The sequence below is a fragment of the Reyranella aquatilis genome, from assembly GCF_020880995.1.
GTDB lineage: Bacteria > Pseudomonadota > Alphaproteobacteria > Reyranellales > Reyranellaceae > Reyranella > Reyranella aquatilis.
Genome location: NZ_JAJISD010000003.1, coordinates 367,810 through 380,654, shown reverse-complemented (window position 1 = coordinate 380,654; position 12,845 = coordinate 367,810). Strand labels below are relative to the sequence as shown.

Genomic DNA, 12,845 nt, shown 5'->3' with positions numbered 1-12,845 from the left:
AGCTCGCCCGCGTGGCCCGACGATCCGGAGATTTTCTCCGGCTCGACGCCAGGAAAACACCCCTCCCATGTCCATGAAACATCGCCGCGGCAACCGCGAGATGAAGAAGCCCAAGCAGAACAAGGCAAAGATCGTGGCGCCCACCTTCGCATCCGCCATGGCCTCCCCGGTGAAGCCGGCCGCCACCGCCAAGCGCAAGTAGCGCCTAGCCCAACGTCACCACGATCTTGCGCCGGGCGGGACTCTCGTCCAGGCGAACCACCGCCCGGCCGTCGACGACAGGCTGCGTCTCGCCGTCGAGCTCGACGGCGACGACACCGCGGCTGACGCCGTTCGGATTGCGCACCTCGATCTCGTAGACCGATCCATGCAGGGTCAGGGTCATCTCGAAACCCGGCCATGTCGTCGGCAAGCAAGGCGCGACCTCGAATCGGTCGCCCTTGACCCTGAGGCCGAGGATCGACTCGATGCCGGCCCGGTAGAGCCAGCCCGCCGAGCCGGTGTACCAGGTCCAGCCGCCGCGACCGACATGCGGCGCCACCGAGTAGACGTCGGCAGCCACGACATAGGGCTCGACCTTGTAGCGCAGCACGCCGGCGCGCGTGGCCGTATGATTGATGGGGTTGAGCAGCGCGAACAGCTCGTGGGCCTTGTCGCCCTGGCCCAGCGCAGAGAAACCCATGATCGACCATGCCGCGGCGTGGGTGTACTGCCCGCCATTCTCCCGGATACCGGGCGGATAGCCCTTGATGTAGCCGGGATCGAGCGGGGTCCTGTCGAACGGCGGCGTGAACAGCAGCGCGAGCCGGTCGCCGCGATGCACGAGCATCCTGTCGAGCGACTCCATGGCCTGTGCCGCCCGCGCCGGATCGGCGGCGCCCGAGATCGCCGCCCACGACTGGGCGATCGCATCGATGCGGCACTCCTCGCTCGTCGCCGAGCCCAGGGGCGTTCCGTCGTCGTAATAGCCTCGACGGTACCAGGCGCCGTCCCAGGCCTCACGGTCGAGCGCGGCCTTGAGCGCTTCGGCGTGTGCGCTCCACGCCGCCGCCCGGCGCGTCTCGCCACGGCGTTCGGCGATCGGCGCGAACGCCAGCAGGGCCGCGTACAGGAACCAGCCAAGCCACACGCTCTCGCCCTGCCCGGCTTCGCCCACCCGGTTCATGCCGTCGTTCCAGTCGCCGGTGCCGATCAGCGGCAGGCCGTGCGCACCCGTGGCGAGGCTCAGGTCGAGGCCGCGCGCGCAGTGCTCGAACAGCGGCGCACTCTCGTCTGCCTGGCCCGGCTGGAAGTAGAGATCGTGCTCGCCCTCGCGCAGCGCCGGTCCGTCGATGAACGAGACGGGCTCGTCGAGAATCGCCGCGTCACCCGTTGTCTCGACATAGTGCGCGGCCACGGTGGCCAGCCACGCGCGATCGTCCGAGATGCGCGTGCGCACGCCCTGGCCCGCGATCGGAAACCACCAGTGCTGCACGTCGCCTTCGACGAACTGCCGCGATGCCGCGCGCAGGATGTGGGCACGCGCCAGCGCCGGCATCGGCACCGAAAGTGACATCGCATCCTGGAGCTGATCGCGGAACCCGTAGGCGCCACTTGCCTGATAGAAGGCCGAGCGAGCCCAGTAGCGGCAGGCCAGCGACTGGTAGAGCAGCCAGCCGTTCAGCAGGATGTCTGTCGCGGGATCGGGTGTCTTCACCTGCACGGTGCCCAGCACGCCGTCCCAGAAACCCACCGCCTCGCGATGGACGGCGGCGAGGTCAGCTGTCCTGTACCGTCCGATCAGCGCGCGCGCCTCGGTCTCGTCGGCAGCCTGTCCCAGGAAGAAGACCGCCTCATGCACGCCGCCGCGCGGCAGCTCGATGGCGGACTGCAGGGCCGCGCAGGGGTCCAGCCCGGCGCCGAGGCGTTGCGACAACGGCAAGCCGGCGCTGAGGGCCGCGGGATTGTCCATGCTGCCGTTTCGACCGATGAATTCGCCGCGATCTCCCGTCCACGTGGTCTGGCGACCGGCGAGATCGGCAAAGGCTACCCGGCTGCCATGATGCAGATTCCACCGGTTGCGCGCGAAGATCGCGCCGGTCTCACCGTCACGTTCGGTGACGACCGTTGGACCGGAGGCGCCGCGGGCGAGGCCCAGTACCCATTCGGCATAGGCCGTGACCGAGAGCCGGCGCGGCCGGTCCGAGATGTTGCGCAGCGTGAGCCTTGAGATCTTTATGGAATCGCCTGTCGGGACGTATTGCAGCAATTCGAGCGCGATGCCGTTGGCCACTACTTCGAACCGGCTGTAGCCGCGGCCGTGGCGCACGATATAGGTCGCCTGCTCGAGCCGGATCGGCCGTGCCGTCGGCGTCCACACATTGCCGCTGTCGAGGTCGCGCACATAGAGCGCCTCGCCCGGCCGGTCGACGACCGGATCGTTCGACCAGGGCGTGAGCTGGTTGTCGCGGCTGTTCTCGGACCAGGTATAGCCGCCGCCATCGGCCGCCACCTGGAAACCGAACGACGCATTCGAGATCACGTTGATCCAGGGCGCCGGCGTCGACTGACCCGGGCCGAGCACAGTGACGTATTCGCGGCCATCGGGTGAGAAGCCTCCGAGGCCGTTGAAGAACTGTAGCGCGGCGAGTGCCACCGGCTTCGGCGGCATCGAACTCGCCCGGTCACCGGGCCTGGCGACATGGCGAAGCGGCGGTGCCACGCCGCGCGGGGACTTCAGGCGGTCGAGCTGGTCGGACAGGCTGCCGCGCCCGCCCCGCAGCACCACGCGTGCCAGGGCAAGCAGGAGTGCCCGGGTCTCGGTCGAGATCAGATCGGTGCGCAGGACGTGGACGACACCGGGCACGTTCTCGACGCCAAGATGGGTCCGGGACCGGCTGGCCCGCACGAGCGTATCCAGCATGGACTGGAGATCCTGCACATAGGACGTGCTGCGCTCGTTCAGGATCACGAGATCGACCGACAGCCCTTTCAGTTGCCAGTATTCGCGCGCGCGCAGGACCTCGCGCACGATGCCGGTGTCCTCGATCTCCTCCACGCGCACCAGCACGATCGGCAGATCGCCGGAGATGCCTTGCGACCACAGGACGGGGGGCCCGGCGAGACCGCGCCGGATGGCGTCGGGCGACGAGCGCAGCGCCGGATTGGCGTAGAGCACATGTCCGGCCAGGCGCTGGAAGTGACTCGCCTCGACCGCGTCGATGTCGAGATGGCGGAGTTGAACCTGCGCCTGCGTCCAGGCAAGCGTCGCCGCGCGGGTGAAGGCATTGGCATCGAGATGCCGGTCGATCGCGTCGAGCAGCGCTTCGCGGGACGCGGCCACCACCGTCCAGAAGGCGATCCGTGCGAGACCTCCCGCCGGTATGTGCAGACGGCGCCGCAATGCGAACACCGGATCGAGGACCGATCCCACCGTGCCGGAAAGCCGGCGACCGTCGGTCGCCGCGATCGCATCGCCGATCTCGTTACCGCGGCCGATGAAACGGGCGCGATCGCTTTCGACTTCGATCTCGCCAACAACTTCTCCTTCGACCACAGCCAGATGGGCCGCCCAGAGTTCGGGCTCGCCCGGGCCGCGGCGACGGCGCGTCGCCAGCAGCGCACCGGTGGCCGGCAGATATTCGGTGTGCACGAACATCTTGGAGAAGGCCTGATGCGCGGCATCCGCACCGCGCGGCGCCAGGACGATCTCGGCATAGGACGTCAACTCGACGGTGCGCGCGAGGCTGCCGACATTGCTCAGCGTCACGCGCCTTACCTCCGCATCGTCTTCCGGCGACACGACGACGTCGAGGCTGGTGACAAGCGTGCCGTCGTGGCGCACGAATTCGGCGCGGTCCTCCGCGAACATCACGTCGTAGCGGTCGGGACGCTGGCCACATGGCTGGTGCGTGGCCGACCATACGGCGCCGGTCTCGACGTCGCGCAGGAAGACGTAGCTCCCCCAGTCGTCGCGCGTCGTGTCCTCGCGCCAGCGGGTCACGGCCTGGGCACCCCATTGGCTGTAGCCAGAGCCTGCGGCCGTCAGCATGACCGAGTAGCGTCCGTTCGACAGGAGATGGACAGATGGGCTGGCGGCATGCGGATTGCGGAGGCGGCGCACCAGCGCAGGCTCGGCCTCCTTGGCCAGGGCGCTGGCGCCGACTTCCTCGGCGCGCGGATGGGCGACCGCGACATCGCGCGGCGCACGCTCCTGCAGCAGCAGTTCGGTCGCCTGCACCCCCGGCTCGGCATGGAAACGCGACCGCATCACGCCATCGAGCAGAGCATTGGCGATGGCCACGACCGTCATGCCCTGATGGTGGGCCATGTAGGCTTTCACGACCGCCCGGCTCTCGCCGTCGGGCAGGCGCAAAGGCGTGAAGTCGAGCGCCTCGTAGAAGCCATAGCGTCCGCGCGCGCCGAATGCGGCCAGTCGGTCGAAGTTGTCGGCGGCGGCCGCGGGATCGACCATGGCGGCGAGGCCGGTGGCGTAGGGCGCGATGACGAGATCCTCGCTCAGGCCCCGCTTGAAGCCGAGGCCGGGCACGCCGAAGTTCGAGTACTGGTAGGTGAGTTCCTTGTCTCGTGCATTGTAGGCCGATTCCGAGATTCCCCACGGAAGACCGAGATCGGTCGCGTACTGGACCTGACGTCGAACGACCAGCCGGTTGGTCTTCTCGAGCAGGCTGCCGAACGGGGCGCGCATGACCAGCGACGGCATCAGGTACTCGAACATCGAACCCGACCACGAGACCAGCGCCGCACTGTGGCCGACCGGTGTCACTTCGCGGCCCAGCCGGAACCAGTGGCGGGCCGGAATCTCGCCCGATGCGATCGCCACGAAGCTCGCCAGCCGCGCTTCGGAGGCGAGCAGGTCGTAGCAATTGATGTCGAGCCGGTCCTCGGCGACCAGGAAGCCGATCGACAGCAGCCGGCGGCTCTCGTCGAACAGGAAGTCGAACTCCATGGCGCCGGCCATGGCGCGTGCCGATGTCTCCACTGTCGACAGGCGACGATGCAGATCGTCCGTCATCTTATCGGTCCGACTGGCGTCGCGATGATGGCTTGCGACCGTGCGGTGGGCCGCCTCGATCCAGAAAAGCATGTCGGCGCTTTCCGGGTCGTCGCGCTCGCTGGCGAGGGTGCGCGCGAGATCGACGGCGGTTTCCGCCATCACGAGGATCGCAGCCGGCCGGAAGGGGATCGCGGACAGCGACACCGCCAGCCCGTCGAATGCGCGGACGAGTTCGGGCCGGGTGACGAGATGGGTGCGACGGTCGTCGGACAGGCCGGCCAGCGCCTCGCGGGCAAGGTCGAGACTGTCGGCTGCGCCACGCGCCCCATCGGGCGCCGCGGCACTGCGCGCGCGCCAGGCGCCACAGGCGTTGGCCAGGGCGATCAGGTGCCCGGCGAGGTTGCCGCTGTCCACGGTCGAGACGTAGCGCGGCTCGAGCGCACGCAAGTCGCTCGTGTCGTACCAGTTGAAGAAATGTCCGCGAAAGCGTTGCAGCCTTTCCATCGTCGCGAGAGTGGCTTCCAGGCGCTCAACGGCTTCCATGGTGCCGATCCAGCCGAACTCGCGCGCGGAGGCGGTCGAGAGCAACAGCAGGCCGAGATTGGTCGGCGACGTGCGGTGGGCCACGACCGGCGCCGGTGCCTCCTGAAAGTTGTCCGGCGGCAGCATGTTGTCTGCCTCGGTGACGAAGGTCTCGAAGAAGCGCCAGGTCCGGCGGGCGATCAGGCGCAGCGAGGCCGCTTCCGCGGGCTTGATCCGCAAACTGGCGGCGTCGTGGGGCGGGCGGCTCACCCAGTGGGCGATGAGGGGTGCCAGCAGCCAGGCCAGCACGAAGGGTGCGGCCACCGGCGCCGCGGCGACGCCGACCTGCCAGACCACCCCGGCGGCCACCATCGCCACCACGACGCTTCCGGCCATCTTGCCGTAGAGAGCGGGCCAGCCGGCCCGCAGGCTCTGCTTGGATTGAGCCGCCGTGATCCATTCGAGCAGGCGGCGATGGCTGACCACGAGCCGGAACAGCGTCCGCCCGATCGCGTCGATCATCAGCCATGCATGATGGGCCAGGAAGACGACGAGCAGGGCTGTCTGCGAAGCCGCTGCCACGATGTCTGTCCACAGCGCGTCGAGGTGACTGCGGGTGGTGATCTTCGCATGGCGCGGGAACAGCGCCGCCATCGCCGGCAGCAGTGTGGGCATCGCGATGGCCAGCAGCACGAACCCCGTCCAGACCAGCGCCGCGGGGAGCGGCAGCGTCCAGCCCGCCATCAGGGAGACGATGGCCGCCGGCGCCGACAACGTGCGACGCAGGTTGTCGAACATTTTCCAGAAGCCGATGGCAGGCAGGAAGCCCGACCGCCGGCCGGGTGCCGCCTTCACGACTCCCAGCATCCACGGCAGAAGCTGCCAGTCGCCCCTCGCCCAGCGATGCTGGCGCGCCGCCGCCACGTCATAACGCGCGGGAAATTCCTCGACGACCTCGATGTCGGAAGCAAGGCCCGAGCGCGCGAAGGTCCCTTCGAAGAGATCGTGGCTCAGCATCGTGCTGTCGGGAACGCGGCCGTGCAGCGATGCCTCGAAGGCATCGATGTCGTAGATGCCCTTGCCCGAGTAGGAGCCTTCGCCGAACAGGTCCTGATAGACATCCGACACGGCCGATGCATAGGGATCGATGCCGCTGTTGTTGGAGAAGATGCGCTGGAACCGCGAGCCCTCGGCGCCGACCGGGAGCGAGGGCGTGACGCGCGGCTGCAGCACGCCGTAGCCCTCGACTACGCGGCCCTCGGCGGCCTCGAAGCGCGGCCGGTTCAGCGGATGGGCCATCTTGCCGACCAGACGCACGATCGCATCGCGCGGCAGGCGCGTATCCGAATCGAGGGTCACGACATAGCGGACGTCGGCGGGCAGCGGCCGCACCGCACCCTCGGCCGCTACGACGAACGTCGTGTCCGTCGAGCCGCGCAGGAGATGGTTGAGTTCGTGGAGCTTGCCGCGCTTGCGCTCCCAGCCGATCCAGGCGCCTTGCGCCTCGTTCCAGCCGCGGCGGCGATGAAGCAGGAAGAACCGGTCGGCGCCATCCGGCGTCGGGTATCGAAGATTGAGGCGCGCGATGCCCTTGACCGCGGTCGCGAGCAGGGCGGCGTCGCCCGGCATCGATTCGGCGGGCGCATCGGTCCAGTCCGACAGCAGGGCGAAGTGTATGGCGCCGGCCGGATTGGAAAGATGATGGACTTCGAGGCTTTCGATCTGCTCCTCGATCGCGGCCTGCGTGGTGAGCAGGGTGGGGATCGCCACGAACGTGCGCAGATGCGCAGGCACGCCCTCGCGCAGTTCGAGGCCCGGCAGCAGCGTGGCGCCGAAGCCGCCGGTGATCAGCCGGTTGACGAGCAGCAGCGCCGCGTCGAGCGCCGGCAGCAGCCCCGCGGCCGCCATGACGATGAGCGGCCACCTCGCTATCCCGAGCAGCGACAGGCCGAAGAGCGGCGCCAGCAGCACGATGCCCGCGGTGACGCCGACGCTCGCGACATAACCGGCGAGGCCGGTCCGCAGCAGGCGCCGCCGGATCGTGAGGCCTCGGGTGCGAAATCCCACCGACCGCTCGAAAGTCCGTCGGCCGCGTCCGATCAGATGGTAACCGGGCTCGCGTCGCCGTCCGTCCGCATTGCTGTCGCTTCCGGCCGGCACGGCCGCTTCCGCGGCGGCGGCCAGGGCACGGCGGGCGATCTCCGGCTCGTCGAAAGTCGTGCCGCGCGCAATCTGCTCGATGGCCGTGCGATAGAGATTGCGGGTGGCGAAATCCATGTCTGCGAAAACGCCGCTGGTCCGCAGCACGTCATCGACCGGGCTCACCGCTTCGAAAAGTTTCGCCCAGTCGACGTCGGATATGAGCCGCATGCTGGTGATGATATTGCGGACCGTGACGTTGGTTGCGCCCTGGAGCTGGTGCTCGCGCCGCACCAGCTCGTCGGCGCTCGTCCCCTCACGCGCCAGACGCTTCTCGAGCCAGCCCACCGCTGGCGTCGTCTCGGGATCTTGATCGCGCAGGCGATGGACGAGCTGGACGGCGAAACCTTCGGAAAAGCCTTCGCGTTCGTAGGGCTGAAGCGCGGCCAGATCCGCCTTGAGATCCTTCAGGCCCAGCAGGCGGTCGGCGACCAGGTCGGCCTGTTCGCGCGCCGAGCGTCGATCCACGATCCGGCTGGCCGAACGGCGCAGATTCTCCACCAGGACGATGCGAAGCGTGATCGCGACGGCCCAGAGTTCCCCGATGCTGAGCGGCTGGACCGTCTGATAGGCCCGCACGAAACGGGTCAGCGTCTCGGGATCGAAGCGGCTGTCGGTATGGGCCACGAAGGCCCATGCCAGACCGAAGACCCGCGGGTACTCGGCCAAGGGGCCGTCGCTGAGCTTGGGAAGCTGGCGATAATACCCCGCCGGCAGGTCCGTGCGGACTTCGCGCACCTGCTTCTCGACGAGATGGAAGTTGTCGAGAAGCCACTCCGCGGCCGGCGTGATCGTGCGACCGGCATCGACCGCCGCGGCGATCGAACGGTAGGCCGCCAGCAGGACGCGCTCGTTGTCGCGCAGGCGGACGACGAGCGACTTGCCCGACGTCAGGGCGGCATGAACGGGCTGGCTGTTCGCCAGGCTCTGGGCATGCTGCTCCAGCCGCTCCATGCTGAACAGCTCGCTGCGGATGGCGTCTTCGTCTTCACGAATGGAAGCGGGTCGCGCACGCCCGAAGGCGCGCCACGCGAACGATTTCAATGGAAGTGCTGCCTTTCCGGCAAAAGCCGCGCATACAACGCAAAAGGCGTTTCGCGCGGGCATGGAACGTCCCCGGCAAGGGAGGCCGCTACGAGCGCCTCTTCTACAGCATACGACCGGCGCCGACGAATCGCGCCGCGGTGCGACTGCGAACCGTCAGATGCACTTCCAGGGGACTATTGAATGCGGTTTTGCTATCGCTTTCCCTGACATCATCACGGGAGACCGATTCATGCTTCGCCTTGCCCCCCTGGTTGCCGCCGCCCTGCTCGCCACCTCGGCGGTTCCCGCCCTGGCGCTGGACTGCCCCAAGCCGCAGCCGACCGCCAAACCGGGAATCCTGAAGGAGACGCCGGCCCAGATGGCGGCGGTCGGCAAGCAACTCGCGAGCGGCGACACGTTCAATGCCATCGCTTCGGCGGCCGCCGATCTGCGGATCCGCTATCCGGGCGTCGAGAGCGCCGAGGTCGTGAATTACCTCGTCACGGCCTATTGCCCCGCGGTTGCCGCGAACAACAAGCTGAGCGAAGCGCAGAAGAAGTCGGCGGTCGACGGTTTCGCCGCCCAGGTTATGCGCCAAGTCTACTAATCGGCAGGCGAAGCCCAGCCCGAGGAACGGCAGGACATTGCCTTGTGCAATGTCCGAGGGCACCGAAGGAAGAGCGATCATTGGGCGGCCTCACGGCGGCCGCCCTTCTCACTACTCCTAGTGCCGCGCGGCCTGGCCGCCGTCGAGAGTCATCACGACGCCGCTGATGTAGCTCGCGCGCTCGGAGGCCAGGAACACCGCGAGGTCGGCGACCTCGTCGGGCTCGGCGGCACGGCCGAATGGCATGTGCCTGGTGAGTTCGGCCCAGCGCTCGGGATCGCCGAACTTCTTCTCGGCCTGCTCGCGCAGCCGCGTCAGCATGCGGTCGGTGCGGGTGGCCGGCGGATTGATCCCCACCACGCGCACGCCGTGATCGACGCTCTTCGATCCCACGGCGCGGGTGAAGGCCATGATGCCGGCGTTGCCCATCGTGCCCGCCACATAGTCGTAATTGAAGCTCTCGCCGGCGAGGCCGATCACGTTCACGACGACGCCCGCCTTGCGGGCGTACATCTTCTCCAGCATGGCACGCGTGGCGTTTATGTAGCCGAACACCTTGAGGTCCCAGGCCTCGCGCCATTTGGGCTCGGTCATGCCGAAGATGTCCCCCTGCGGGATGGCGCCGGCGTTGTTGACCAGGATGTCGGCATGCCCGACCGCCTCGACGACGCGGCGGGCGGTGTCGCCGTTGGAGAAGTCGGCCGGATGGATCTCGACCGGCACGTTGTGGCGGGCGCGGATTTTCTCACGCGCGGCTTCCAGCGATTCCTTCGAGCGCGAGGCGATGTGAACGGTGCAGCCTTCGGCCGCGAAGCCCATGGCGCAGGCGAAGCCGATACCGCGGCTGCCGCCGGTGACGAGCACGGTCTTGCCCCCAAGCTTCATGTCCATTTGTTTTCCCCTAAAGCCGATAGACGCTGTCGATCGCGGCCCGGCCATCCTCGGTCTTGACCCTGCCGTCCTTCACCATCTGGACGAGATGGGCGAGCATCGAGCGGCCGGCCGCCGGATGAAGATGGACCGGCGTGTCGGCGTAATTCTTTGCCACCATCTGCGGGATGGTCTGCGGCCCGTCCTTCAGGCGCGCGATGATCTGCGCCTCGCGGCCCAGGCGATGCTCGATATAGGCCTGCACGAACGTATTGGGATCGCGGATCTCAGCGCCGTGGGTCGGGATGTAGAGGCTTTCGTCGCGCGGCAGCAGCTTGCGGAGCGACGCGAAGTAGTCGGCCATGTTGCCGTCGGGTGGCGAGATCACCGCCGTCGACCAGCCCATGACATGGTCGCCCGAGAGCAGCGCCTTGTCCTCCTTCACCGCGAAGCAGAGATGGTTGGAAATGTGTCCCGGCGTGTAGACCGCCTCGACGTTCCAGCCGTCGCCCTGGATCACGTCGCCGTCGTTCAGCTTCACATCCGGGGCAAACGAGAAGTCGCCTTCCTGCTCGGTCGAGACGCCTTCGGGTGTCGGATGCGGGCCATAGCTGTAGACCTTGGCGCCGGTCGCCCGGGCGAGCGCCGGCGTCGCCGGCACGTGGTCGATGTGGGTGTGCGTGACCAGGATGTGAGTCACCGTCTCGCCGCGCAGCGCACGCAAAACGGCATCGATATGTTCCTGGTCGTCTGGGCCCGGATCGACGACGGCGACGTTGCCGTGGCCGATGATGTAGGTGCCGGTACCCTTGAAGGTGAAGGGGCTCGGATTTTTGGCCACGACGCGGCGAATGAGCGGCGTCACCTCCATCGCGGTCCCGTAGTCGAACTTGAAATCCCTGATGAAAGGAATGCCGGCCATCGCGAGACCCTTACGGTGAAGGCGGTGTCAGTTTGTAGAGCGAATTGCGGATATCGGCGCTGACATAGACGATGCCGGTGCGACCGACGGCGACGCCGGTGGGCACCAGTGCAGGCGGCCCGCCCGGGAACGGCGCCAGGCCGATGTCGAGATTGGACGCGATCACCGTCTTCGCGCCGGTCGCGGGATCGATGGCGACGACGCGCTTCTGGCCGACCTCGGCCACATACAGGCGTCCGTCCGGACCGACGTCGATGCCCTCGGGGCCCGTGAGACCATCGGCCACCACCTTGCGCGCGCCGGTGGCTACGTCGATCTGGCTGACCGCACCGGCCGAGAGCTCGGTGATGTAGACCAGCGAGCCCGGCCCGTGCGCCATGGCGACCGGACCGCGCAGCTCCTTCACGACGATGCTGCGCTCCTTGCCGTCGGGGCTCACCTTCACGAGGTTGCCGCTGGCCAGCTCGGCCACGTATATCGAGCCGTCGGCGAACTCCACGGCATCGACCGGCGCCAGGAAATCACCCAGCGTCGCCGTCAGCTTGCCCGTCTTGCGATCGACCTTCTCCACGGTGTTGGAGAACCAGCTGGTGAGCAGCACGTTCTTCGGTCCCAGCGAGATGCCGATCGGATAGGCATGCGTCTCGCCATGGACGCGCAGCACGTCCGTCACGGCGCCGTTGGCGCCGTCGACCGTACGATAGCTGAAGACGTCGGCGACATGCACCGTGTCCTTGCCGCCGTCGCTCGAGACGGCGAGGTCGGTCGGGACCGCGAGCTTGCCTTCCACGATGGTGCGCCACGCGCCGGTCTGCTTGTCGACCAGGTAGATGCCGTTGTCGGTCATCGACGAGACGAACAGGCGGCCGCGCGAATCGAAGGCGAGGTTGTCGAGACCGGGCTTCATCGACGCCACGAGCTTCTTCACCTTGCTGGTGAGACTCACGCTCCAGATGCCGCCGGTGCCCGTATCGACGACATAGACGTTGTCGCGGTTCTGCGGATCGATGTTGGCCGCTGCCGGGGTCTTGAATCCCGACGCGATCACGTCGGTAGCGCCGGTCTCGAGGTTCACCTTGACGATGTCGCCCTTGAACCAGAGGGGACCGTAAAGGAAGCCGTCGTCCTTGTGGACCTCGAAGCCGTTGAGGCCGCCCAGCTTCTCGGCGATGCGACGCAGCTCGCCCCGTGCGAAGGGCTTGAAGTCCGGCTTGTCGACGTTCCTGATGTCGATCTCGTAGAGCGCATCGCCGAGGAAGACCTCGGAGACGAACAGCCTGTTGTCCTTGCCGAAGGCGAGCGAGTTCGGACCGCTCATGCCGTGCGCGACCTCGATGGTCTTGCCGTTCGGCTTGCGGACGTAGACCTTGCCGATGAGAAACGCCGTCCACGCCATTGTGCCGTCGTCGGCGAAGGCAATGTCGTCGGCCATGCCGGTCGGCGGATCGATCACCCGGTCGACTTCACCGGAGTCCACCTGCACGCGGTAGAGCGTCTGCCCGATCACCGAGCCGGCAAACAGCTGATCGTCCTTGTTGAAGGCAAGCCCGTGCACGCCATGGAACCACGATCCCTGAACCAGGAACTGCTGGCTGTATTCCTTGGGCGTCGGCTTTTCCGCCTGCTGCGCCCACGCGCCGCCGGCCATGCCGAACGCAAGCACCGCCGTCGCGACAATGCGGCCCAACCCCATCCCGTTTTCC

General features: G+C 67.6%; 6 protein-coding genes. 2 read left to right on the top strand and 4 right to left on the bottom strand.

All coding sequences use genetic code 11. The features are described 5' to 3' along the window. The first annotated feature begins 67 nt into the window (after positions 1 to 67). Entirely contained in the window at positions 68 to 202 is a 135-nt protein-coding gene (locus LJ725_RS28925; protein WP_268990564.1) for a hypothetical protein, read from the top strand. Positions 203 to 205: 3 nt separating this feature from the next. On the opposite strand, the gene LJ725_RS09960 is transcribed toward LJ725_RS28925, so the two are convergent. Continuing rightward, positions 206 to 8,761, bottom strand: coding sequence for a GH36-type glycosyl hydrolase domain-containing protein (locus LJ725_RS09960; RefSeq protein WP_230550503.1), 8,556 nt, complete (start codon positions 8,759 to 8,761; stop codon positions 206 to 208). Positions 8,762 to 8,993: 232 nt separating this feature from the next. On the opposite strand from LJ725_RS09960, the gene LJ725_RS09955 reads away from it, so the two are divergent. After that, positions 8,994 to 9,350 (top strand): hypothetical protein, encoded by a 357-nt coding sequence (locus tag LJ725_RS09955; RefSeq protein ID WP_230550502.1) that lies wholly within the window; start codon positions 8,994 to 8,996, stop codon positions 9,348 to 9,350. Positions 9,351 to 9,467: 117 nt separating this feature from the next. Here LJ725_RS09955 and LJ725_RS09950 read toward each other — a convergent pair whose 3' ends face one another. The 3 genes from LJ725_RS09950 to LJ725_RS09940 are packed head-to-tail and all read right to left on the bottom strand — an operon-like array spanning position 9,468 to position 12,835. After that, complete coding sequence (locus LJ725_RS09950) at positions 9,468 to 10,241, bottom strand: short-chain dehydrogenase/reductase (RefSeq protein WP_230550501.1); 774 nt, start codon at positions 10,239 to 10,241, stop codon at positions 9,468 to 9,470. A gap of 10 nt (positions 10,242 to 10,251) precedes the next feature. After that, a complete protein-coding gene (locus tag LJ725_RS09945; protein ID WP_230550500.1) occupies positions 10,252 to 11,142 on the bottom strand; it encodes an MBL fold metallo-hydrolase in 891 nt (296 codons plus the stop codon). A gap of 10 nt (positions 11,143 to 11,152) precedes the next feature. Beyond that, a complete protein-coding gene (locus LJ725_RS09940) occupies positions 11,153 to 12,835 on the bottom strand; it encodes an outer membrane protein assembly factor BamB family protein (protein WP_230550499.1) in 1,683 nt (560 codons plus the stop codon). Positions 12,836 to 12,845 lie beyond the last annotated feature (10 nt).